Below are 23,270 nucleotides of genomic sequence, written 5' to 3'. Positions count from 1 at the left end.
ACTAGTGGACGACATCGTCGCGACGCGGCGCGAGCGAGATGCCCCGGGGAGCGGTGACCTTCTCGATTTGATGTTGAGCACCGCGGACCCGGCGACGGGGGAGCGGTTGTCCGATCAGAACATTCGCAATCAGATACTCACGTTTATGGTTGCGGGCCAGGAGACGTCAGCCGGTGTGATGGCGTTAGCTCTGCACTTCTCGTCGACTCATCCGGACGTGGTCGAGCGGATCCGGGCCGAGCTCTCGGCGGTGTGCCCCGATGGTGATCTCCAGTTCGATCACGTGGGCAAGCTGCGGTACCTGCGGCGCGTGGTCGACGAGACGTTGCGGCTGTGGCCGGTGGCGCCCGGTTACTACCGGAAGGCTCGGCGAGACACGATGGTGGGGGAGCACCCCTTCGAGAAGGGGAAGTGGGTGTTCGTGGTGTTGCTACAGCTGCATCGCGATGCGGCGTGGGGTGCTGATTCGGAACGATTCGACCCGGATCGCTTCGAGCGCAGTCGCGTCCCCGCCAATCTCGCCGATCTGTACAAGCCGTTCGGGACTGGAATGCGCGGCTGTATCGGCCGACAGTTCGCCTATCACGAAGTGCTTGTTGCACTTGCTCTCATAGTTGGTCGAGTCGACTTGATCGAGGACCCCGACTACTCTCTCGAGGTAGACGAGACTGTCACTCTGAAGCCCCGTAATTTGTCCCTGCAGGTCCGTAAACGGTCCGATTTCGTTGCGTAGCCCGCGGGCTGTTCTTGTCGACAAGGAAGTCGGAGCGCTGCCGACTTGGTAAGCGAGCGGTCTTCGGTTCAATCCCGAAAGGAGTCTCCTCGAGATGGCTCTGACCAGCGAAACAATTGGGACCGTTTATTTTTGGGCTGTTGCCACCGCTTGTTCCTTGTGCGACCCGGTTCGTCCACCTGGGTGTAATTGTCCTGTGTGACCTCGGGTTTCGCCGGTTCGTCGGCTCGATTCGGTATTCGGTGTCACGGAATGTCACAACTCGTTGCTAACTCACCGGTGAGCATTCGTGTGGATGTAGGTGGATGCGTATGGACTGGGCTGCAGGTGTTCGGGCTGTATTACCGTGTTGCGGTGGGTGTCGGGTTTGTAGGCTTGGAGCCTACATATTCGATACACGACGGACGTGCCCGTGACTTCGAGCGATGTGCGACGCCGTCACACCGGTCTGCCTCCGGAGTTTGCGCGGCTTCTGATGCGGATGGTGCGCGTGCCGCGACGGCGGCCGATGTCTACGCGCACCCGCGCGCCGAGCTTGCGCGGCTGGCGGACTTGGGTCTGCTGCATCGGGTAGCGACGGGCTTCCACGTGGCGCTGCCCGACGACCAGGTCGGGACCGAGTGGATGTCTGGATTGGAAGCAGCGGCGGCCGGTATCGCTGTTGCGGCCTGCAGTGCCGACGAAGCCGTCGTGATGGGTGTCAGCTCGGCCCGCTTGCACGGTGTGATTCCGCGGGCCTTGGCGACGGCTGTGGTGGCTGTTCCGACGCGACAAGATCCGATTCGGTTGGCGGATCGGCAGGCGGTGATTCGGTTCGTGGTTTACGACACCGCACGTCTGAATGCGGAGCGTATCGATACCGAGTTGGGTCCGGTATAGGCGACTACTGCGGAGCAGACGGCGTTGGATCTGGTGAAGCGTCCGGGGCTCGGTGATGCCGAGGGTGAGGTGTGGCCGGCGGTGGAGAGGTTGTATCCGAAGTGCGATCCAGAGGTGTTAGCCGAGATCGCAATGCGTTCTCAACCTGCCCTTCCCGCCTGGCAGCAGACCGTCGCGAATCGTCTTGGCTACGCATCAGTCGAAGGTGATGACGACCTTCGGTGGCGGGCACCGCTCCGACGGCCACCACCACGACATCGGCGTCCAGCCTCTCGCCGGTGTCGAGTACGACGCCGCTGACGCGACAGTCGGAATCGGTGAGGGACGACACCGCGACCCTGGGCCTCAGCACGACGCCTCGTTCGGTGTGCAGAGTGCCCACCAATTCACCGACCATCGACCCCAATTGCGCCGCGAGGGGATGGTCCTGCGGGCCGACCAGTATGACCCGACTAGCGGATGTGATTGCGATGGCGGCGATTTCGGTACCCAATACCCCGTCGCCGACGACGACCACACGGGAGTGTTTGTTGAGTGCCGACCGTAGCTGCTGCGCATCGTCGATACCACGGAGCACAAAAGCACCGGCCAGATCGCGCTGCCAGGGCGGTGTTCGGGGTGCGGCGCCAGTGGCGATCACGATGTCGTCGGCGTGCAGGACGGTGCCCGACGCGGTGGTCACCGACCGTGCGGCCGCATCGAGGGCCACTGCCCGATCGCCGAGTCACAGATCGATGCGCGCGGAGGCCAGCTGTTCGGGTGCGCGCAGTCGGGTGCGTTCGGGTTTCCATGCGCCGCTCAGTACCTGTTTGGACAGCGGGGGCCGATCGTAGGGGAGATGCTCCTCGTCCCCGAGAAGGGTGATGGTGCCGTCGAATCCACGCTGTCGGAGGGCTTCGGCGGTGCACACCCCGGCCGCCGAGGCACCCACGATCAGTACACCTGCTACGCCCGCTGATTCACGCGAGTGCTGTTCACGATGCCCCTGTCGAGGACGGTGATCCCGGACCAATTTCGGTGTCACCGCTCAGCGAACAGAAGAATCGCGATTAGGTCACGCAAGTGACTTAATCAGCGGCAGTCGAGTCGGCTTTCCAGATCCCGACGATGGCGTCGACCAGTTGGTGTCCGCACTCGTCCCAGGAGGCGGCGGGATCGGCGTCCGGCCTGGTGAGGTAGCGCTCGAACTCGGCGCATCCATGCGTGACGAGGATTCGTGCCATCGAGTTCCTGGCCGCGCGGGTGCCCTCGGACAGGCCGGGCGTGCATGCGGCCAGCTGGTTGACCGCGAAGCGCAGCGACTGCGACTTGGTCGCTTCGTTGACGAGCGACGCACGGATCTCGGGGTCCGTGGCGATCTGGGCGCCGAACCGGGCGTACGAGGTCGGATTGCCCATCGATGCGAGGTGGTCGGTGACCGGCAAGACCATGCACGACACCCAGGCCCGAATATCTCTGGAGCCCTGATGAAGTCGGACGAGCTCTGTGCGACCTGCGTCGATGGCGACCGTATGTCTGTCGATGATCGCCTTCACCAGATCGATCTTCGTGCCGAAGTGGTATCCGACGGCCGCGTTGTTGCCTTGGCCGGCGGCTTCACTGATCTGCCGATTGGATACCGACAGCACCCCGTTCTCGGCGAAGAGTCGTTCGGCGGTGGTCAGGATGGACTCGCGCGTGGCCGCGGCTCGCGCGTGCTTGGGGGCCGATGTCGGCATGGATCGTCTCCGTCGTCGGTGCGAGTCCCGCGCAGTGATGTCGGGTTCAGGGTAAGGCATGGCAGGCGGTGTTTAAGTCAGTCAGTTGCTTTATAGTCCCCTGGGTTAACGCTCTTAGCCCGTTGAAGGGACCGCCCACCATGTCGAACACCGACCTCACGACGCGAGCGGAGGCCAAGACCCGAACGTGACACCGATCATCGTGTCCCTCGCGTTCGCGGTCATCGTGGTCTCGCTCATGCAAACCCTGCTCATCCCGATCACCCGCAGCTCCCGACACTGCTCGATGCGAAATCGTCGGACACGTCGTGGGTGATCACCGCGACCCTGCTCGCCGGTGCGGTGTCGACACCGATCGTCGGCCGCCTCGGCGACATGTTCGGCAAGCGCCGGATGTTGCTGGTGAGCGTCGTGCTTTTGATCGCCCGATCGGTGATCGGGGCGCTCAGCGAATCGCTGGTGCCGCTGATCGTCGCCCGAGTGCTGCAGGGACTGTCCGCGGGTGTGGTGCCGTTGGGTATCAGCATCCTGCGCGATGTGTCGCCGCGCGAGAGACTGGACTCGGCCACGGGCATGATCAGCTCATCCCTCGGTGTCGGTGGTGCCCTCGGGCTGCCCATCTCGGCCGTCATCGCCGACAACTGGGACTGGCACATGCTGTTCTGGGTGTCCACGGTGCTCGGGGTGATCGTCCTCGGCTTGAATCGCGGTGGTCCTGCCCGAGTCTCGGGTGCGCACAGGCGGGGCGTTCGCCTACGTGAGTGCGCTCACGCTGTCGACCGCTCTCGTGGGACTGCTGCTGGCCATCTCCAGTACGTACGGTCCAGAAGGGGGACGGTCCGCCGAACAACGGTCATCGACTCGTGCAGCGACTCCGGGCGGAGGTGTGGACGCAGACAGGGGGTTGTCCGCACGCCCCGGTCGGGTGCCGGGGGTCGTTCGTCTGCATCGGTAGTTCAGCGAAAGGCCCGTGGGCCGGATTCCGTGGCGGCCCGGAGGCGCGGTCATTGCGTGTCGTCGCCGGGCTCTGCAGCGTCGGCGAGGCCGTGGCGTAGCGGCTGCGCTGCGGCACGCAGAAGATCGTGGAGGTCGGCATCCTCGTCGACGAGCCACTGTTCGTACGCCGAGATCGCCGTGCCCAGGGCGAGCCATCCGCAGGTGCGGGGAATGAGATCTTCGCTGTCGCGACCGGTACGCGTGGCGACGAACTCGGCTATCACGTGCCGCCATCCCTGATACATGATGGTCGAATACGACTGCAGTGCCGGTACTTCGAGGATCAAGCGCATACGTCGGCGGTGTGTCGGTCGTTCGTCCTCGGGGAAGGTGTTGAACTGGAGGATGGCGTCGAGTATCGCGTCGGCCAGGGGAACCTCGCGGGGGATCTCGCTCAGTAGCCGTCGCAACAGGGCGAGACCGTCGTCGAAGTCTCCCCATGGCACCGCGTTCTTCGAGGGAAAATAACGAAAGAAGGTGCGTCGCGCGATGCCGGCTGCCTCCGCGATGTCGTCGACGCTGGTCTCGTCGAACCCCTTGGCGACGAACAGTGCGATACCGACGTCGCTGATTCCCCCCTTGGTCGTCGACGGCGGACGTCCGACCTGAGCGGGCAGCTGGTGCTCCACTCGTTCTCCTCTCCACTCCCAGCATCCTGTTTACTTTGTGCACTCGATGCCATTATTGTGTGTGGTGCGCGCCACCATGCGGTGGAACTGCGACTCGAATCTCACTCTCCTGGAGGTTTCCATGTCCGATCAGTCGAACACCACGTCCGAAGCATCGCAGTCCGAGGAGCCGCTGGTGCAGGAATCGTTGGTGGAGGAAGTGTCCATCGACGGTATGTGCGGCGTGTACTGAGTCGACCGATGAACATCGACGATCGCTGGCAGTTGCACCCACAGGTGGCGCTGCGTCCGGAACCGTTCGGGGCGTTGCTGTATCACTTCGGAACCCGCAAGCTCTCGTTCCTGAAGAACACGGCGATCGTCGACATCGTTCGGTCGCTGCCCCACCACGACGACGCTCGTTCGGCGTTGACGGCGGCGGGTGTGTCGGACGAGGCGATGCCTCGATACGCCGACGCGCTCGCAGTCCTGGCCCGTTCGAACATGATCGTGTCCTCACCCGGTAAGGAAGGCCCGGCATGACCTCCACACTCGCCCGCCCCGAGCAACCTGTCGGCCGCCTGGTCGACCAGTTCGAGCTCGGCCTCGACGCCCCCATCTGTCTGACCTGGGAGCTCACCTACGCCTGCAACCTCTCCTGCGTTCATTGCCTGTCTTCCTCCGGGCGTCGTGACCCGCGGGAACTCTCGACCGAGCAGTGCAAGTCGATCATCGACGAACTGCAGAAGATGCAGGTGTTCTACGTCAACATCGGCGGCGGCGAACCCACCGTGCGATCCGACTTCTGGGAGCTCGTCGACTACGCCACCGCGCACCAGGTGGGTGTGAAGTTCTCCACCAACGGCGTCAAGATCGACGAGAAGGTGGCCGCGAGGCTCGCCGCGTCCGACTACGTCGACGTGCAGATCTCCATCGACGGCGCCACCGCCGAGGTCAACGACGCCGTCCGCGGTCCCGGCTCGTTCGACATGGCCGTCCGCGCCCTGAAGAACTTGAAGGACGCCGGGTTTCGCGACGCGAAGATCTCCGTCGTCGTCACCCGCCACAACGTGTCACAGCTCGACGAGTTCAAGGCCCTCGCCGACGAGTACGACGCCACTCTGCGCATCACTCGTCTGCGTCCGTCCGGTCGCGGCGCGGACGTGTGGGACGACCTGCACCCCACCGCCGGTCAGCAGCGCGAGCTCTACGACTGGCTCGTAGCCAACGGCGACGGTGTGCTCACCGGCGACTCCTTCTTCCACCTCTCGGCCTTCGGCGATGCCCTGCCGGGGCTGAACCTGTGCGGCGCCGGGCGAGTGGTGTGCCTGATCGACCCGATCGGCGACGTCTACGCCTGCCCCTTCGCCATTCACGACCAGTTCCTGGCCGGCAACATTGTCCGCGACGCCACCCCCGACATGGGCGGCTTCCAGGCCGTGTGGCAGACCTCGGAGCTGTTCCAGGAACTGCGCTCACCGCAGACCTCCGGCGCGTGCACGAAGTGTGCGCACTTCGATGCCTGCCGCGGTGGTTGCATGGCCGCGAAGTTCTTCACCGGCCTCCCCATGGACGGCCCCGACCCCGAATGCGTGCAGGGTTACGGCGAATCCGCCCTCGCAGCCGACCGCGGCGTCGTCCCGAAGTCGAGTGTCGATCATTCCCGCACCGGAAAGCGTTCCACCCCGAAGGCGTCGATCCCGTTGACGCTGCTCACCCGCCGCGACGGCGCACCCGCCAAAATCTGCGACGAGAACCCCCTCGCAGGAATGACTTTCAGCAAGGACTATCAGTGAAGCTTCGCGACATCCAAGCCCACAATCCGTGGGCGAAAAACCCGTGGATGGAATCCGTCGCCGAGATGCAGCGACGAGCCAAGAAGCGTCTTCCCCCGTCGGTGTACTCGGCGCTGATCGCCGGCTCCGAACGTGGCAACACTTACGACGACAACATGGCGGCGTTCGGCGAACTCGGCTTCGCACCACATGTCGCCGGCCACTCGGCCGTGCGTGACCAGTCCACCACCGTGATGGGTCAACACATCTCGATGCCGGTGATCATCTCGCCGACCGGCGTGCAGGCGGTCGACCCCGAGGGTGAGGTCGCCGTCGCCCGTGCCGCGGCCGCCCGCGGCACGATCATGGGACTGTCGTCGTTCGCCTCCAAGTCCGTCGAGGATGTCGCCGCGGTCAATTCGCAGACGCTCTTCCAGGTCTACTGGCTCGGCACGCGCGAAGAGATGGTCGCGCGGATGGAACGGGCGAAGGCGGCAGGTGCTGTCGGCATCATCCTCACCCTGGACTGGTCGTTCTCGTACGGCCGCGACTGGGGCAGCCCCGCCATCCCCGAGACGATGAACCTCGCCGCCATGGCGAAGTTCGCCCCCGAGGGCCTGATTCGTCCGGCGTGGCTGCTGAAGTTCGCCAGGTCGGGGCGCATCCCGGATCTCACGACACCGAACATTCTGCCCGCCGGTGCTCCGCAACCGCCCACGTTCTTCGGCGCCTACGGCATGTGGCAGCAGACCCCACCGCCGACCTGGGAGGACATCGCCTGGCTTCGTGCGCAGTGGGACGGCCCGTTCATGCTCAAGGGCATCTCCCGCGTGGACGACGCACGCCGCGCTGTCGACGCCGGCTTCTCCGCGATCTCCGTCTCCAACCACGGCGGCAACAACCTCGACGGCACACCCGCCACCATCCGGATGCTGCCCGCCGTCGCCGAGGCTGTGGGTGACGAGATCGAGGTCCTCCTCGACGGCGGGATCCGCCGCGGCAGCGACGTCGTCAAGGCCGTCGCCCTCGGTGCTCGCGCGGTGATGATCGGCCGCGCCTACCTGTGGGGTCTCGCCGCGAACGGTCAGGCCGGCGTGGAGAACGTGTTCGACGTCCTGCGCATGGGTGTCGACAGCGCCCTGCTCGGTATGGGCAAGAGGTCGATCGCCGATCTGCGTCCCGACGACATCGTCGTTCCCGACGGCTTCGTCAAAGTGCTCGGAGCCACTGACGATCAGGCTGTGCGCAGCTTCTGACATGGCCGATCTCGGGTCGGCGCGGTGGCCGCACATCGACGGTGGGCTGGTGGTCGTGCCGGTGGGGTCCGTGGAACAGCACGGACCCCACCTCCCGTTGAACACGGACACCGTGATCGCCGAGGCGGTGGCAGCCGGCCTGTCCGATGCCTGGATCGCCCCTGCTCTCGCCTACGGCGCGAGCGGAGAACACGAAGGTTTCCCCGGCACCGTCTCGCTCGGCCGCACGGCACTGCGCACGGTCATCGTCGAGTACGGGCGCTCGATCTGCCGCTGGGCCGACCGGGTGATCTTCGTGAACGGACACGGGGGCAACGGATCCGCGCTGGTCGACGCGGTCACGCTCCTACGCTACGAGGGACGCGACACCGCGTGGTTTCCGTGCAGTGTCCCCGGAGCGGACGCGCACGCCGGACGGACCGAGACGTCGTTGATGCTGCACATCGCACCGGATCAGGTCGGGATCGAGTCGGCGGTCGTCGGCAACACCGAGCCCATCGCCGCACTGATGGAGCGACTGACAGCATCGGGCGTCGTGAGTGTGTCTCAGTCCGGTGTACTCGGCGATCCCAGCGGAGCGACATGTGCAGAGGGCGCCGACCTACTCGCAGCCCTCAGACAACGGTTCGTCGCGGCCGTCGAACAATGGACTCCGGACGACCGCGGACTCCTCCGATGACGACACGTCCCCACCGTGGTTGACGTCATCGTCGTGGGAGGCGGCAGCGCGGGCTGCGTTGCCGCAGCGACATTCGCGCGGGCCGGGGCCTCGGTGCTGATCATCGAAGCCGGCCCCGTCTTCCTGCCCTCGGCCACCACCGAGTCGTGGCCACCCGATCTGACGGACGTCCGCCGCATGCCGATCGGTCCAGAGTCCCCCTACATCGACCCGATCACAGCGAGCACCTTTCGACACCGACAGTTCGTTGCCACGCGAGGACGCGTGCTCGGAGGGTCCGGAGCCGTCAACGGGGCCTACTTCGTCCGCGCACCTCTTTCCGACTTCGACATTTGGCCTCGAGACCTGTGGGACCGAGAGACCGTTGCCCGGTACTACAACCGCATCGAGACCGATCATGACTTCGGGCGGCTCGAGCACCACGGCTCGACCGGCCCGGTTCCGGTGACGCGAGCGGTCACTTCACGTGTAGCGCAGAATTTTCAGAACGCAGGCAGGGCAGCGGGACACCGGCAACTGGACGATCTCAACGCACCCACGGCGGGCGACGGCATGGGCGCGGTCCCGTCGAACGTGCGCGACGGGCGCAGGATCTCCATGGCCGAGGCCTACCTCTCGCCCGTTGTCGACAGGATCACCGTTCGAGGACGCTCGCAGGTGGCGCGCTTGTTGTTCGACGGCGACAAGGTCATCGGTGTCACCGGCCGCGACGACGACGGCACCTTCGACGTTCACGCAGATCGGGTGGTGCTCGCCGCCGGAGCAATCCGCACACCGAACCTCCTGCTGCACTCCGGGATCGGCGATGCCGACACACTTCGGCGGGTGGGCGTGCCGGTCGTGCAGCACCTCCCGGGGGTCGGGGTCGGCATGGCCGACCACCCCGAAGTCACGATCGACTACCGGCCTGGAGCGAAACCCGCCGCGTCCGACCGTGGGACACCACTGCAGGTAGTCCTGCACTCGGGTCCGATCGAGATCCGTCCTTACACCTCCTCGTTCGACCATCTGATTCCCGGATTGCCCCCGATGTTGCCGGCGGTCGGGGTCGCGCACATGACTCCTGAAGCACGAGGGGTCGTCACCGTCGTATCGCCCGATCCGTTCTCTGCACCACACGTCGAACACAGGTACGCAGAGACCCGAGCCGACAGAGAGGCGCTGCGCACCGGTATCGGACTGGCCGAGGAACTACTGGCGATATCGGCACTGGTGCCGTACGAGTCCGATCTGTCGGCACGTGACGTGTGCGGTTGGTCGATACCTCTGGGGGGATCACTGCACACGATGTGCAGCGCCCGCATGGGAACCGACGACGATCCGCTGGCGGTCGTCGATCCGATCGGTCGTGTACGAGGTGTTCGCAGCCTGTCCGTCGTCGACGCGTCGATCTTCCCGGCGCCGGTGTCGCGCGGTCCGCACGCCACCGTGGTGATGGCGGCACTTCGAGTGTCGGAACTGCAGATCGAGTGACGTTTCGGATTCGAGAACTCGCGGTTCGGAAGTGAGTACGTCGAGCGAGCCGACATTGCCTCCGCATTTCCTGGTCACGTGAATTGAACTGTGGTTCACTGTTGTGAACACGTTGTTCCGTAGCATGCGACACCTGCTGGAGACACGACGACAAGGCGGGAGCGGAAGTGGCCGAGGTTTCAGTCAACGGTGGGACGGTGGTCTACGAGTTCGTCGGTCCTGCCGACGGCGAGGTAGTGGTGCTGACTCCGGGAGGGCGATTCGGTAAGGACCACGGTGGGGTGCACGAACTCGCCGAGGCTGTCGCCGCCGGTGGCAAGCGGGTGCTCCTGTGGGACCGGCCCAATTGTGGGGCGTCGGATGTTCAGTTGTTCGGCAGAACCGAATCGCACATGCGGGCCGAGACCCTCGGATCCATGCTGAACATTCTCCGAATCGGGCCGGTCGTTGCCGCGGGTGGCTCCGGCGGCGCACGGGACATGATCATCTTCGCCGACATGTACCCGGAGCTCGTCACCAAATTGGCAGTCTGGTCTGTTGTCGGTGGAACCTTCAGCACCCTCAACCTGGCGTCGTTCTATCTGCTGTCGGAACTGAGGACGGTCCAGACCTCCGGAATCGACGGTGTGATGGCGCTGCCCGCGTGGGCAGAGCTGATCCGCGTCAACGGCAACAATCGCGAACGCCTCCGAGAACTCGGCGTAGCCGAGTTCGAGAGGGTGATGAATCGGTGGCTCGATGCGTATGTGCCCAAGGCGAACGAGATAATTCCGGGCGTCCGCGACTTCGAGGTGAGCCGCATCGATGTTCCCACCCTCATCATCCGCGGGGGCGAGAACGATCGAGATCACCCGAAGCGCACGTCGTACGAGTTGCACGCCTTGATGGGTACATCCGTGATCGTGGATCCACCCTGGCCGGAGGACGCCTGGGAACGGGCTCTCCAGGAGGCGATGGTGGGTCGCGGCAGTGTCTTCGATCCGTGGCAACTGGCGGCGCCGGTTCTCCTGGACTTCATCGAGGGTCGCCCGTTCGCGACCACGTCGGTAGCAGAGAGGGTGTCGTGATGAGGTCGGTTCGCTCGGAGGACGAGGTCGATGTCTGAGATCGAAGTCAACGGTGGAATCGTCGTCTACGACTTCGTCGGACCCGAGGACGGCGACGTCGTGGTTGTCACTCCCGGTGGTCGACTCGGTGTGGATTCAGCAGGAGTGCGGCAGCTGGCGCTCGCTCTCGCAGACGGCGGCAAACGAGTTCTCCTGTGGGACAGACCGAATTGCGGGGCGTCCGACATCCAGTTGTTCGGTCGCTCGGAGTCTCACATGCGCGCAGACACACTGGCGAGCATGGTGAAAGAGCTGGTCGACGGACCTGTCGCGGTCGTCGGTGAATCCAGTGGAGCCGTGGATTCCATCGTGTTCGCCGTCGAGTACCCGCATCTGGTCTCGACGATTGCGTTGGGCTCGATCGTCGGCGGGGCCTTCAGCACGATGTCCCTGGCCGGGGCGCACTCGATCTCCGCATTGCGGACGGTGCGGGACGCCGGTGTCGAGGGAATCTTGCAACTCGACGACGGAGCCGGCAGTTGGCGCGACCTCGTGGCCGCCGATCCGCGCAATCGAGAGAGGCTTCTGGCCCTCGGAGCACACGAGTTCGAGGCCGTCATGACGCGCTGGCTGGACGCGTACATCCCGAAACCCAACGAGGCGGTACCGGGGGTGGCGGACTGGGAGATCGAAGGTATCGACACACCCACGCTCATCATGTGCGGCGGCGCGGCGGATCACGACCATCCGAAGCGGACGGCGTTCGCGGTTCATTGTTTGATCAGGACATCGAGACTGGTCGAAGCGCCGTGGGCGGACGGTGCTCGGACGCGGCCGTCGCCGGACACGGGACGGGGTGACAGCGTCGTCGCCCCGTGGTCGAAGGCGGTTCCGCTCCTGCTCCACCATCTCGATGCCGAGCCTGCAGGCGGCTCCACCGCACTTGTGCTGTGACGGGCCACACAGTAGCCTGGTGATCAAATATTTGGTCCGCATCCCCCCTCAGAGATGCCTCATCAAGGCGACAGCGTTGCCGGTACGGCCGGCGAAGACTCGCACGCCAGACATCAGCGACACAGCAACGGAGAGAACATGGTCAGCAAGGATGACAGCTACGACTTCGTGATCGTGGGCAGCGGCGGTGGGGGACTGGTTGCAGCACTCGCAGCGGTCGAGGCCGGCCTCCGCCCCATCATCCTCGAGAAGCAGTCCGTCGTCGGTGGATCGACGGCGATGTCCGGTGGCGTGGTGTGGATGCCGAACAACCCGTTGATGCAGCGAGACGGCGTCCCCGACTCGTTCGACGAGGGCATGACGTACTTCGACTCCGTGGTGGGACCTCCGGACGCCGCGTCGTCGATCGAACGGCGTCGGGCATTTCTGACGGAGGGGAACGAGATGCTCTCGTTCATCGAGCGGTGCGGCGTCCGGCTCGAACGGTGCGAGGGGTACTCGGACTACTACGACAACGTCCCGGGTGGAAAGGCGCGCGGCCGATCCGTCGAAGGAATCCCCTGGGACGGTAAGCAGTTGGGTGAATGGCACGCACGCATCAACCCCGGCATGGCGCGCCGGATCGGACTGGCCGTCAAGACCAACGAGGTTCGACACGTTCCGATGGTGTTCCGCTCGCCGTCGAGATTCGCCCGTGTCGCGCGCGTCGTCATGCGCACCTACCTCGGCAAGTTCAGACGTCAGGACCTGCTGACGAACGGTATGTCCCTCGTCGGACAACTGGTCCAGATTCTTCTCGACAGGGGCGTCAGGATCAGTCTCGAGACCACTGTCGACGAGTTGATCGTCGAGAACGGACGTGTGGTCGGTGTACGGGCGACGAAGGACGGCGACGCGCTCGAGTTCCGCGGTGAACGGGGGGTTCTCCTCGCAGCCGGCGGATACGAGCGCAACAGTGAATTCCGCAGCAAGGAGACCGAAGCGACGCAGCCCAACGACGGTCGGTGGAGTCTCGGCAACCCGGGTAACACAGGTGACGCGCTCGCGGCCGCCATCGCACTCGGTGCGCAGACCGACTACATGGACGAGGCGGTCTGGTTCCTGACGCCCAGGTTGGAGATGGCAGGTTCGACGCTCACCTTGGCTCGTCAGTTCCCGCACACCATCTTCGTCAATCAGGACGGCAGACGATTCGTGAACGAATCCAATTCGTACATCGAGGTCGGTCGGGCGATGTACGCGAACAACGGCGCACCGTGCTGGCTGATCTTCGACGACACGTATCGCCGCACCGTGCCCTGGAGCACCGGGATGCCGAAATTGCGCAAGTTGTGGTCGGCGCGTCCGGGCAACATGCCGCAGGAATGGGTCGACAGCGGCTGGATCGTCAAGGCCGACAGCATCGAAGCGCTTGCCGCTGAGATCGATGTCGACCCGGCGACGCTGGCGCAGACGGTGCGGACGTTCAATGCGGGCGCGGCGACCGGCACCGACCCCGAATTCCACCGCGGCGAGTCGCAGTACAACAAAGCGCTCGGCGACCCGGGCCACAAGCCCAATCCGGCCGTCGGTGACATCGCCACCGGGCCGTTCTACGCCACGCAGATCTTCCCGGGCGATGTGGGAACGATCGGCGGCGTGGTCTGCAACGAGCGAGCCCAGGTGCTCGACGATGCTGCCGCTCCGATCCCGGGCCTGTACGCGGCCGGAAACATGGCCGCGACTGTCATGGGGCGTACCTATCCGGGTGCCGGCGCGTCGATTGCCCACACGATGGTGTTCGGCTACATCGCTGCCAACGACGCTGCACGTGCCGGGGCATCGGCAGAACCGGCGAAACATGCTGCTGACAATGCGCTTCCAGGCAACACACCGACGGCGCGTGCGCTGTGAAAGGAACACGATAGTGGACGAGAAGACTCGAGACGCGCGCGCCGAGTTGGGGCGCAGCTTGTACATCAAGATGGCGCGGGCCTTCACGGTCGACGAGCGGCTGCGCAAGGGAATCGGCCGCGGTGAATTCGCTACCGTCATCTGGCCGTCGCGCGGACAGGAAGCCATCCCCGCCGGGATCGGCGAAGCGCTGACCGCTGACGACCGCCTGGTCACCACCTACCGCGGACTGCACGACCTGGTCTGCAAGGGCGTGCCACTCACCGAGGTCATGGGCGAGGTGCTCGCCAGCACCATCGGTGCCTCCGGAGGCAAGGGCGGGACCATGCACATCACCGCTCCGGATCACGGCGTCATGCTCACCACCGGCATCGTCGGTGCAGGGGTGCCCGTCGGCGTCGGGCTGGCGTTGGCAGCCAAGCAGCAGGGCAGTGACAGGGTCGTCGTCGTCACCTTCGGGGACGGCGCCACCAACACGGGCTCGTTCCACGAAGGTCTGAACCTGGCGGCGGTGTGGAAGTTGCCCGTGATCTTCGTCTGTCAGAACAACCTGTACGCAGAGCTGACACCCGTCGAAGACACGATGAACATTGCCGAGGTGCGCGAGCGGGCGCTGGCGTACAACATCCCCGGACTTCGCATCGACGGCAACGATCCCGAAGAGGTCTTCGCGACCGTGACCGCCGCTGCCGACCGGGCCCGTGCCGGGGAGGGCCCCACGCTCATCGAAGCCGTCACCTTCCGATTCAAGGGCCACTACGTCGGCGACACGATGAAGTACATGCCGAAAGAACAATTGACAGAGGCGAAAGCGAAGGATCCGATGGTGACGTATCGACGCAAGCTGATCGACGAGGGGCTGCTGACCGTCGAAGAACTGGACGACATCGATCGATCGGCCGTTGCCGAGGTGGAGGAGGCGGTCGTCGCGATCGCCGCCGCCGGCAGACCGGGGGCCGATGCGCTCGAGAACGATCTGTACGCCGATATGACGGGTGTGCCGGCATGACCGCCGTCACGACCGAGGCCATCGCTGCGACCACCACGATGGGGAACCTGCAGGCGATCAACGAAGCCTTGGACGAGGCGATGGCGGCGGACCCCCGAGTCTTCTTGATCGGCGAAGATCTGGCTGATCCGGGCGGCGGCGTCAATGGGGCGACCCGCGGGCTGTCGACCAAGCACGGCAAGGCCAGGGTGCTCGACACTCCCATCTCCGAGGCCGCGATCGTGGGAGCGGCGATCGGTGCCGCGATCGAAGGGCAGATCCCGGTCGCCGAGATCATGATCATGGACTTCATCGGAATTGCGATGGATCAGATCGTCAACCACGCGGCGAAAGCGCGGTTCATGTCGAACGGTCGAACGACGGTGCCCCTCACCGTGCGAACCGCGACATTCGGCGGACTCGGTAGCGGTGCGACCCATTCCCAGTCTCTGGAGGCGTGGTTCATGCACGTGCCCGGGCTCAAGGTCGTCATGCCGAGTACGCCCGCGGACATGAAGGGCCTGCTCAAAGCGTCGATCTTCGATCCCGATCCAGTGATCTTCATCGAGACCGTCGCGTGCTACGGCGTCAAGGGCGAGGTTCCCACCGGCGACCACATCGTGCCGATCGGCAAGGCCGACATCAAACGGGCGGGCACCGACGCGACCATCGTCACCTACGGGCGCGGCGTCTTCGATTCGCTGAAGGCAGCCGAACTGCTCGCGTCCGAGGGGATCGATGCCGAGGTACTCGACCTCAGAACACTACTTCCGCTCGACACGGAGACGATTCTGGAATCCGTGGGTCGTACCGGACGAGCGATCATCACCCACCATGCCGTCGAGTTCGCCGGCCCGGGAGCCGAAGTCGCGGCACAGATCAACTCGAACCTCTTCGGCCGACTACGTGCACCGGTGGAGCGGGTCGGAACCAGATTCCGTTCCATTCCCTCGAGCACGCTCGAATCCGAAGTCCTTCCCTCGCCCGACAAGATTGCAGCCGCCGTCAGAAAGACATTGGAGTACGGAAAATGAGTAGCGAAGTGTCGGTCCAGATCCCGAAGCTCAACATGGCCGCCACCGAGGCCACCTTCGTCGGTTGGCTGGTCGAGGACGGAGCATCGGTCGTCGAGGAGGAAGCGATCTACACCGCCGCGACCGACAAGGTCGAGGTCGAGATCGAGGCGCCCGCAACGGGAATCCTGCGCCACGGCACGGCCGAAGAGGACGAGGAGTACGAGGTGGGTACCGAGATCGGAAAGATCGAGGTCGGATAGCGACTTCGGTCCGAGGGCCGTCGTCGTCCTACGAGTGAGGAGTGTGAAGCGATGATCATCGCGAACACGATCGGTGACGTGACAGTTAGTGACGTCGCACAGGATCTTGGCGCAGTCGTGGCGACGTTGAAGGATCTCGACGAGCAACGCATAGCGAAGAACGACGACATCGTCCTGCGGAAGGCAGTGCTGGCCCTGCTCGAACTGGTCGGTCGGCTCGAAGAGCGAGTCGTTCGGCTCGAGCGAGCCGGAGTCGACGGGAAGAACGGCGAAGCCGGTGACGTCCCATGACGCTGGTGCGCATCGAGGGATCCGATGTGGAGATCGACGTCCGTCCGAACGAGTCCGTGGCGGAGGCAGCGTGGCGCCAGGGATACACGTGGCCGACGAAATGTTGGGGCCAGATGGAATGCATGCAGTGTTTCGTCCGCGTGAAGGACGGTGAGGTCAACATCGTGCCTGCCGAGGAGGACGAGACGTACGCGATGAGGACGTTGTTCCCACCGCGCCTTCGTAGTCGGATGGTCCGATTGGGTTGTCGACTCCAGGTGTCAGGTCCCGGTGTAGTGCTCGAGAAGAAGAGCGTGAGGGCCCCGGTCGACGCTGTACCGGGGGCCGAGGCTGAACAAACAGGAGAAAGGATCACCTGAGGTGACATCACCCACGGGCCTGCTGGTGGACGCGAGCGCACATGTGTTCTTCGAGAGCGAGCGGGATCTACGCGATCACCTGCCGGAGCCGATCAGGAGCCGGGGCTGGCCTGCAGTCGACGTGGCGCTCGCGGCGCCGATCGGCCCCAAGTATGCAGCGGGCACCGAAGGCTCCGACGGGAAGCACCCCGGATCCGACCCCGAGCTGGCCGGCCGTCACCTGTTCGCCGAACGGGGGTTCGATCTCGCCGTACTCCACCCGATGTCCGCTGCCACGAACGTGCCGGACTGGCACGTCGGCAGCGCGATCCTGGGCGCGACCAACAGAATGCTGGCGGAGCGTTGGCTGGAATCGGGTACCTACGCGGACCGCTTTCGTGGAACCATCCGTGTCAATCCGCACGACATCGACGGCGCGCTGCGCGAGATCGAGATCTGGAAGAACCATCCGAGAATGGTCCAGATCGGATTGCCGATGCAGACGCAGATGCCCTATGGCCGGCCGTACTACGACCCGATCTGGCGCGCCGCGTGCGACGCAGGTCTTCCGGTAGCGGTGCACTGGGAGATGGGAATGGGCATCACCCATCCGCCCACGCCCTCCGGTCCGGCCCGGACGTACGCGCACCACGGCGCGTTCACACCCATGACTTTCATCTGGCATCTGCTGAACATGATTCCCGAGGGCGTGTTCGCGAAGTTCCCCGACCTGAAGATGATCTGGGCGGATGGTGCGGCCGACATGCTCACCCCCTTCATCTGGCGGATGGACACGTTCGGGCGACCGCATCTCGAGCAGACTCCCTGGGCGCCGCTGATGCCGAGTGACTACCTGGCGGACCACAACTTCTTCGTCCATTCGTTGATGGACGGGCCGGGAGACGCCGATTTCGCGGGCGAGTGGCTGAGAATGACAGGCAAGGAGGACATGCTGATGTTCGGGTCGAGCTACCCCGATTGGCAGCTCGTGTCGCCCGCGGATCTTCCGACCGCCTGGAGTGATCAGCAGCGCCGAAAAGTATTGGGCGACAACGCGGCGTCGGTCTTCGGGTTCGAGCACCTCGCTCCGGCCCGTTCCGGACCGAGTCGCCCGACCGGTAGCGAGAGGACACACGCATGACCATCGAGATGAACCGCCGCCAGGCACCCTTCGACCTCGGGATCACCACCCCGGTCAGAATTGTCGATACCGACGTCCATCCGTCGCCGAAGTTCGGCGAGCTCGGGCCATTCGTTCCCGAGCCGTTTCGAAGCCGGCTCGCGAAGCGCGCGGAAGGGGCCGGAAGCGGCATCTACTACGACGCCCCGGACTTCGCCCACGCGATGGCGATGCGGGTCGACAGCTATCCCGACGACGGGAACTTCGCGGGCTCGGACCCTGACTTGCTGTTCAAGCAACTGATCATGGAAGCCGGCTCGGACATTGCCATTCTCGGTCCCACCAACGGATCGCCCGGCCAGACCGAGGAGGAGGTACACGCTCTCGCCGTCGGTACCAATCTGTGGCAGGACCAGTGCTGGCTGGACTCGAAAAACAACTGGCACAAACGATTTCGTGGATCGATCGTGGTCGCCATCGAGGACCCGCAGGCAGCTGCACGCGAGATCGAGACCTGGGCGGGCCACGAATACTTCTCGCAGGTCCTGATCAACGCGGAGATGCGCCCGGCGTGGGGTGATCCCCGGTACGACGTCGTGTGGGCGGCGGCGGCCAAGCACGATATACCTGTGGCCTGCCACCTCAGTCGCGGGCGGTACAACGAACTGCCGATGTCCCCTGTCGGGTTCATGACCTACAACCACGACCTGATGGTCAGTTACTCGATGCTCGCGGCGAACCAGGTCATGAGCTTGATCTTCGATGGAGTGTTCGACAGGTTTCCCGATCTGAAGATCGTCTTCATCGAACACGCCTTCAACTGGATTCTTCCCCTGATGTGGCGGATGGATGCGATGTACGCCAGGCACGGTGTCCCCGAGACCAACTTGAAGCGGAAGCCGTCCGAGTACGTGAAGTCCAACATCTGGTTCACCACACAGCCATTGGACTATCCCGAGGACAAGTTGGAGCTCACCAATGCTCTGAACTGGATGGAAGCCGACAAGATACTGCTGTTCTCGTCGGACTACCCGCACTGGACGTTCGACGATCCCCAGTGGGTCGCGAAGCACATGCCGGAACCCATGCGTGATGCCATCATGTTTCGGAATGGTCTGGACTTGTTCCATCTGCCCGAGGAAGTCCCGGCGCTGCCAGGTCAGAAGCGAGCATACTGATGACTGCAGAACCCACCGCCGGGCCTGCGACCGGATCCGCCGGGGGCGCTGGTTCTCTGCCTGCGCGGGGCCGCGAGCACGTGGTGGCGACCGTGTCCGAGATCGAGCCCGGTGAGCACAAGGTGGTTCCGATCGGTCGGCACGGCGTCGGGGTCTACAACGTGAGCGGCAAGTTCTACGCGATCGCGAACTACTGTCCCCATGAGGGCGGTCCGCTGTGTAGCGGTCGAACCCGCGGTCAGTCCGTCGTCGACCCGTCGGAGGCAGGCGGTCAATCCGAGTCTCGCGCCGGTGAGTTCATCTACTGCCCCTGGCACCAGTGGGGTTTCGAACTTGCCACTGGAACGACAGCGGTCAAGCCGGAGTGGAGTATTCGGACGTATCCGGTCCGAGTGGACGGCGACGACGTGATCGTCATCGCATGATCGTCATCGTGAAAGGACGGAAAAGATGACGCTGTCGACCGGAACTCGGTTGAGCGGGGACGTCCTCGTGTACCCGGGCATCGAGAACCGCCTCGTCGTCGACGGTGACAACGACGAGGACGCAGTGCTCTACCGCACGCGCGGAGGCTATCGCCCGCTGACGGACGCGACCGCATTTCTCGCCGATGTCTCGGCGGCCGGTGTCCGGGGGCGTGGGGGTGCCACGTTCCCCGCTGCCGTCAAGTTGTCCACCGTGCGCGCCGCGACCGGTGGATCGGTGGTGGTGGCGAACGGAGAGGAAGGCGAGCCGTCGTCGGTCAAGGACCGCTGGCTGATGCGCCACCGTCCGCATCTGGTACTCGACGGTCTGCGGTTGGCGGCGCAGGTCGTCGGTACGACGTCCGCGGTCGTCTATCTGTCCGACGATCTCGCGGCTCGGCGAATCGAGTCCGCGCTCACAGAGTTGTCGAACGACACGGTGTTCGATCTGCAGGTGCGGATCGTGAAGGTCTCACCCACCTATGTGGCAGGCGAGGAAACGGCGGCCGTGCGAGCGATCAACGGGGGGCCGGCTCTTCCCACGGACAAGCCGCCGCGCCCGTTCGAGGCGGGTGTCGACGGAGTGCCCACTCTGATCAACAACGTCGAGACGCTGGCCCATCTCGCGCTGGTCCACCGACTCGGCGTCGACGGCTATCGAAGCGTCGGCACCGAATCCTCGACCGGGACGTTCTTGATGACACTCACCACCGCAGCGGGTGCGGCGCTGTACGAAGTTCCGTTCGGGGTCACGCTTCGCGATGTTCTGACCTGGTCGGGTACGGACACCGATACCGTGACCGGCTTTCTGGTCGGTGGGTACTTCGCGGGAGTCATCGGCCCGCATGCTCTCGATCTCCCTCTCGATTACGACGCGTACGCGGCTGCCGGCGCCGGACTGGGGTGCGGTGCCATGGTCGTTCTCGATACCGATATGTGTCCGGTGGCCACGTCTGCTGCGGTGATGACGTATTTCAGCCGAGAGAACGCGGCCCAGTGTGGTTCCTGCTTCAACGGGACGTCGGCCATGGCGAACGTGCTGGAATCGTTGCGGGACGCCGTTGCCGACGAAGCAGAGGTCGATCGGCTGAAGTACTGGTCGACGTTTCTCCGCGGACGCGGCGCCTGCGGAACCCTCGACGGTGCGACGAATGTCGCGGCGAGTTTGCTGCGTGAATTCCCCGACGTGGTCGACGCGCATCTGCGCGGAGCGTGCGTCAGATGTGCAGACGGACATTTTCCGGCCTACCCACCGCACGGCGTCCAGTACGCCGCGGACCACACGTGAGGAACCGATGATGAAGATCAGACTGGATCGCACGTTGTGCGACGGGTTCGGTATGTGCGCAGAGTATGCGCCGCAGACCTTCTCGGTCGATGAATGGGGATACGTCTCGCTGCACAAGGGGAAGGGCGACGTCGAGCCTGCCGAAGAGGACGGTGTGCGGCGTGCACTGTTGGACTGCCCCGTCCATGCGATCATCGACGTCACGTCGAAGGATGCCTGAGTCCGCCGACGATCGGACACGGCTCCCGGTGTCGGCGGACGCCGACATCAGTGCGGCGGTGCGAATCTCACCTCGGCATTCAAGGCCGCTTCCAGCGCAGTGTGCAGTCGACTCTCCGCCACGCGGGCTCTCGAGGATTCGGTCAACGACACGGTGAAGACTTCCCGGTCGTTCTCGACGGTGCCCTCGACCGTGCCGGCGACGCCGAACCGAGCGAGTACGCTCCGTGCGTCGTCCTCGGTTCCACGGCTGATGTAGGTGATCACTCCGAGGGCGGGGTCGACGCCGAACGCGGTTCGGCACTCGGCCAGATAGTCCTCGGCCGCCGGGAAAGCGCCTCGGTCATCGGCGATCACTTCGATCTCGTGCCGCGGAACGTCGGCGGACAGGCTCGGTGCGGCGACCACCTGGAGCCCTCGGGAGCGAAGGCTCCGAAGCCCGTTCCGGTAGGCGTCGTCGTCGAGACGTCCGGTGGGGTCGACGGCGACTCGAATCACTGCAGTGGGCACGGTCGGTTCCTGTCGTTCACGGGGTAGCGCTTCGGTTGGTCTTGTCCACGACATCCGCGGCAGCCATTCCGGCCTCGGGACCGGGCTCGACTGCGGAGCCCACCGAGGAGGCAGTGGTGCCTGCCACTTTCGCGATCGGTGTGATTCTCGTGCTCCTGTCCCAGAGAATGGTCCGGGCCATGACGAGCACGACGATCGCGAAGGCCGCCGATATCAGCAGCCAGGTGCGAAAACCCTCCTCGGAGTACTGCACTCCGGTGGGGGTGACGGTGGCGTAACGCGCGAGCACGGCGAACATCAACACTGGTACGACCGCGCCGAAGCCCGTCTGGCAGAGCTGTACGGTGCCGGACGTCGAGCCCTGATCGTCGGGCGGTGTGGCCCGGATGACGAGGTTGGGTACCGATCCATTGGCCAGGCCGACACCCGTACCGAGGATGAGAGCGGCGGTGACGAGGTCGAAGAGGGTGTCGTTGCGAAATGCCAACAGCACGAGACCGATGGGCCAGAACGTCATGCTCAATGCCATGAAGGTCTGCGGATGGCGACCCTTGGCGACCAAGGTTCCCAACACCACGCCCACGACCACTCCGCACAGGGCGAACGGTGTTGCGATGTAGGAAAACTGAGATGTGGTGAGGCCGAGCCCGTAGCCGTCCGTCCCGGCGGGGGCCGTCGCCATCAGCGGAAGAATCGTTCCGGCAATCCCCGCGAAAGCGTAGCCGGTCGCGCCGGTCAGGGTGACGAACTGGAGTTGCCTGCGGCGAAAGAGACCGAGGTTGATGATCGGATCGCTGGAACGAGACGTGCGGCGGTAGAACAAGAACAGGGACACCACACCGAGTGCGGCGAGTGCGAGACCGTTCACCGACGTCCATCCCCAGGTGCGACTCATGCTCACCCAGACGAGCAGGGGAACCACGCCCGCCGCGAGATAGAGCGCACCGAGGAGATCCGGACTCGCTGCTCGGCGGAGTGGCGACTCCTCCACGACGAGCAGGATGGCCACAGCGAGTGCGGCCATCCAGACGGTGTCGAACCAGAACATTCCGCGGAAGCCCCAGTTGTCCACGAGCCACCCGATCAGCGACGGCGCGACGATGGAGAAGGCGCCCATGCCCGTCACGACGACGCTGGCCGCGATCGCAGCCGGCTTCGGCGGATAGGTGTCTCGAATCAACGAGTACGACAACGAGATCGCGGCCAGGATGACACCCTGCAGTGCACGTCCGGCGATCAACATCGTGAAACTGACGGACAGGGCACAGATGACGGCACCCACACACGAGACGACGAGCGTGACGAGCAGAACCGTCCGTTTGCCGTAGATGTCCGAGAACTTCCCCAGCACGGGTGCTGCCACGGCGCCGGCCAGGTAGTAGGTGGTCAACAGCCAGCCACCCTGGTCTGTCGGAAACTCCGCGAGGATGCTCGGAAGCCCGATGGTCACCATGGAGGAGCCCAGGGCCAACGCTTCCAGGACCATCGCGAGAAAGAGAGTCGTCAGGACGAGCCGGGAGTTCCATCCGCGGTCGTCGGACACAGGAGTCGACCTGTCGACAGGGGAGTCTTCGTGCATGGGACGTCC

25 protein-coding genes and 2 pseudogenes are annotated in these 23,270 nt (G+C 64.7%); 22 read left to right on the top strand and 5 right to left on the bottom strand.

Features of this window, described 5'->3' with window-relative positions:
• The coding region (locus HQ306_RS21880) for a cytochrome P450 (protein WP_222633529.1) at nt 1-733 on the top strand (733 nt) is incomplete at its 5' end.
• 588 nt (nt 734-1,321) lie between these two features.
• Nucleotides 1,322-1,612, top strand: a complete 291-nt coding sequence (locus tag HQ306_RS21875) for a hypothetical protein (RefSeq protein WP_222633528.1) — start codon at nt 1,322-1,324, stop codon at nt 1,610-1,612.
• 4 nt (nt 1,613-1,616) lie between these two features.
• Here the strand turns inward: HQ306_RS21875 and HQ306_RS21870 are convergent.
• Nucleotides 1,617-2,522 (bottom strand): annotated as a pseudogene (locus HQ306_RS21870) (FAD-dependent oxidoreductase).
• A gap of 157 nt (nt 2,523-2,679) precedes the next feature.
• Nucleotides 2,680-3,330 (bottom strand): TetR/AcrR family transcriptional regulator, encoded by a 651-nt coding sequence (locus HQ306_RS21860; RefSeq protein WP_222633526.1) that lies wholly within the window; start codon nt 3,328-3,330, stop codon nt 2,680-2,682.
• A 312-nt stretch (nt 3,331-3,642) separates the two neighbouring features.
• Between HQ306_RS21860 and HQ306_RS22715 the strand changes: the two are divergent.
• Nucleotides 3,643-3,966: pseudogene (locus HQ306_RS22715) on the top strand (MFS transporter); the annotation flags it as partial.
• Nucleotides 3,967-4,334: 368 nt separating this feature from the next.
• On the opposite strand, the gene mftR reads toward HQ306_RS22715, so the two are convergent.
• Nucleotides 4,335-4,955: a mycofactocin system transcriptional regulator gene (gene mftR / locus HQ306_RS21850; RefSeq protein ID WP_222633525.1), complete on the bottom strand. Its 621-nt coding sequence runs from the start codon at nt 4,953-4,955 to the stop codon at nt 4,335-4,337.
• A gap of 121 nt (nt 4,956-5,076) precedes the next feature.
• Between mftR and mftA the strand changes: the two genes are divergently transcribed.
• The 19 genes from mftA (at nt 5,077) to HQ306_RS21755 (ending at nt 21,173) form a co-directional block, all read left to right on the top strand.
• Nucleotides 5,077-5,187, top strand: coding sequence for a mycofactocin precursor MftA (gene mftA, locus HQ306_RS21845; protein WP_222633524.1), 111 nt, complete (start codon nt 5,077-5,079; stop codon nt 5,185-5,187).
• A gap of 8 nt (nt 5,188-5,195) precedes the next feature.
• Entirely contained in the window at nt 5,196-5,477 is a 282-nt protein-coding gene (mftB, locus tag HQ306_RS21840; protein WP_222633523.1) for a mycofactocin biosynthesis chaperone MftB, read from the top strand.
• The gene (gene mftC / locus HQ306_RS21835; protein ID WP_222633522.1) at nt 5,474-6,730 is read left to right on the top strand and encodes a mycofactocin radical SAM maturase; all 1,257 of its coding nucleotides are present in this window, start codon (nt 5,474-5,476) and stop codon (nt 6,728-6,730) included. Before mftB ends, mftC begins: the two co-directional genes overlap by 4 nt.
• Before the next feature lie 47 nt (nt 6,731-6,777).
• On the top strand, nt 6,778-7,965 hold the full coding sequence (gene mftD / locus HQ306_RS21830) for a pre-mycofactocin synthase MftD (protein WP_222633542.1): 1,188 nt from the start codon (nt 6,778-6,780) through the stop codon (nt 7,963-7,965).
• A gap of 1 nt (nt 7,966) precedes the next feature.
• The gene (mftE, locus tag HQ306_RS21825) at nt 7,967-8,644 is read left to right on the top strand and encodes a mycofactocin biosynthesis peptidyl-dipeptidase MftE (protein ID WP_222633521.1); all 678 of its coding nucleotides are present in this window, start codon (nt 7,967-7,969) and stop codon (nt 8,642-8,644) included.
• A 15-nt stretch (nt 8,645-8,659) separates the two neighbouring features.
• Complete coding sequence (gene mftG, locus HQ306_RS21820) at nt 8,660-10,117, top strand: mycofactocin system GMC family oxidoreductase MftG (RefSeq protein WP_222633520.1); 1,458 nt, start codon at nt 8,660-8,662, stop codon at nt 10,115-10,117.
• Between the two features lie 167 nt (nt 10,118-10,284).
• Nucleotides 10,285-11,184: an alpha/beta fold hydrolase gene (locus HQ306_RS21815; protein ID WP_222633519.1), complete on the top strand. Its 900-nt coding sequence runs from the start codon at nt 10,285-10,287 to the stop codon at nt 11,182-11,184.
• 30 nt (nt 11,185-11,214) lie between these two features.
• The gene (locus tag HQ306_RS21810; protein ID WP_222633518.1) at nt 11,215-12,117 is read left to right on the top strand and encodes an alpha/beta fold hydrolase; all 903 of its coding nucleotides are present in this window, start codon (nt 11,215-11,217) and stop codon (nt 12,115-12,117) included.
• 138 nt (nt 12,118-12,255) lie between these two features.
• The gene (locus HQ306_RS21805; protein ID WP_222633517.1) at nt 12,256-14,010 is read left to right on the top strand and encodes an FAD-dependent oxidoreductase; all 1,755 of its coding nucleotides are present in this window, start codon (nt 12,256-12,258) and stop codon (nt 14,008-14,010) included.
• Between the two features lie 70 nt (nt 14,011-14,080).
• Complete coding sequence (locus tag HQ306_RS21800; protein ID WP_222633541.1) at nt 14,081-15,019, top strand: thiamine pyrophosphate-dependent dehydrogenase E1 component subunit alpha; 939 nt, start codon at nt 14,081-14,083, stop codon at nt 15,017-15,019.
• On the top strand, nt 15,016-16,032 hold the full coding sequence (locus tag HQ306_RS21795; protein WP_261770416.1) for an alpha-ketoacid dehydrogenase subunit beta: 1,017 nt from the start codon (nt 15,016-15,018) through the stop codon (nt 16,030-16,032). The genes HQ306_RS21800 and HQ306_RS21795 overlap by 4 nt, the downstream gene beginning before the upstream one ends.
• Nucleotides 16,029-16,274, top strand: a complete 246-nt coding sequence (locus HQ306_RS21790; RefSeq protein ID WP_222633516.1) for a lipoyl domain-containing protein — start codon at nt 16,029-16,031, stop codon at nt 16,272-16,274. Before HQ306_RS21795 ends, HQ306_RS21790 begins: the two co-directional genes overlap by 4 nt.
• Before the next feature lie 51 nt (nt 16,275-16,325).
• Nucleotides 16,326-16,565 carry a hypothetical protein gene (locus HQ306_RS21785; protein WP_222633515.1) on the top strand — a complete coding sequence of 80 codons (240 nt, stop codon included), beginning with the start codon at nt 16,326-16,328 and terminating at the stop codon, nt 16,563-16,565.
• The gene (locus HQ306_RS22815; RefSeq protein WP_222633514.1) at nt 16,562-16,924 is read left to right on the top strand and encodes a 2Fe-2S iron-sulfur cluster-binding protein; all 363 of its coding nucleotides are present in this window, start codon (nt 16,562-16,564) and stop codon (nt 16,922-16,924) included. The genes HQ306_RS21785 and HQ306_RS22815 overlap by 4 nt, the downstream gene beginning before the upstream one ends.
• Nucleotide 16,925: 1 nt before the next feature.
• Entirely contained in the window at nt 16,926-18,044 is a 1,119-nt protein-coding gene (locus HQ306_RS21775; protein WP_222633513.1) for an amidohydrolase family protein, read from the top strand.
• Nucleotides 18,041-19,201 (top strand): amidohydrolase family protein, encoded by a 1,161-nt coding sequence (locus tag HQ306_RS21770; RefSeq protein WP_222633512.1) that lies wholly within the window; start codon nt 18,041-18,043, stop codon nt 19,199-19,201. Before HQ306_RS21775 ends, HQ306_RS21770 begins: the two co-directional genes overlap by 4 nt.
• Nucleotides 19,201-19,626 (top strand): Rieske 2Fe-2S domain-containing protein, encoded by a 426-nt coding sequence (locus tag HQ306_RS21765; protein ID WP_222633511.1) that lies wholly within the window; start codon nt 19,201-19,203, stop codon nt 19,624-19,626. The genes HQ306_RS21770 and HQ306_RS21765 overlap by 1 nt, the downstream gene beginning before the upstream one ends.
• A 25-nt stretch (nt 19,627-19,651) precedes the next feature.
• Nucleotides 19,652-20,953 (top strand): NADH-ubiquinone oxidoreductase-F iron-sulfur binding region domain-containing protein, encoded by a 1,302-nt coding sequence (locus HQ306_RS21760; RefSeq protein ID WP_222633510.1) that lies wholly within the window; start codon nt 19,652-19,654, stop codon nt 20,951-20,953.
• A 10-nt stretch (nt 20,954-20,963) separates the two neighbouring features.
• A complete protein-coding gene (locus HQ306_RS21755) occupies nt 20,964-21,173 on the top strand; it encodes a ferredoxin (protein WP_222633509.1) in 210 nt (69 codons plus the stop codon).
• Between the two features lie 47 nt (nt 21,174-21,220).
• Here the strand turns inward: HQ306_RS21755 and HQ306_RS21750 are convergent, their stop codons facing one another.
• Together HQ306_RS21750 and HQ306_RS21745 are read right to left on the bottom strand one after the other, a co-directional pair.
• A complete protein-coding gene (locus HQ306_RS21750) occupies nt 21,221-21,682 on the bottom strand; it encodes a hypothetical protein (RefSeq protein ID WP_222633508.1) in 462 nt (153 codons plus the stop codon).
• Between the two features lie 16 nt (nt 21,683-21,698).
• Entirely contained in the window at nt 21,699-23,225 is a 1,527-nt protein-coding gene (locus tag HQ306_RS21745) for an MFS transporter (protein ID WP_222633507.1), read from the bottom strand.
• Nucleotides 23,226-23,270 lie beyond the last annotated feature (45 nt).

Source organism: Rhodococcus sp. BP-160, from assembly GCF_019836205.1.
In the GTDB taxonomy this organism is placed as follows: domain Bacteria; phylum Actinomycetota; class Actinomycetes; order Mycobacteriales; family Mycobacteriaceae; genus Rhodococcoides.
The sequence above is the reverse complement of the archived record's forward strand: the minus strand, read 5'-3'. Positions and strand labels throughout refer to the sequence as shown.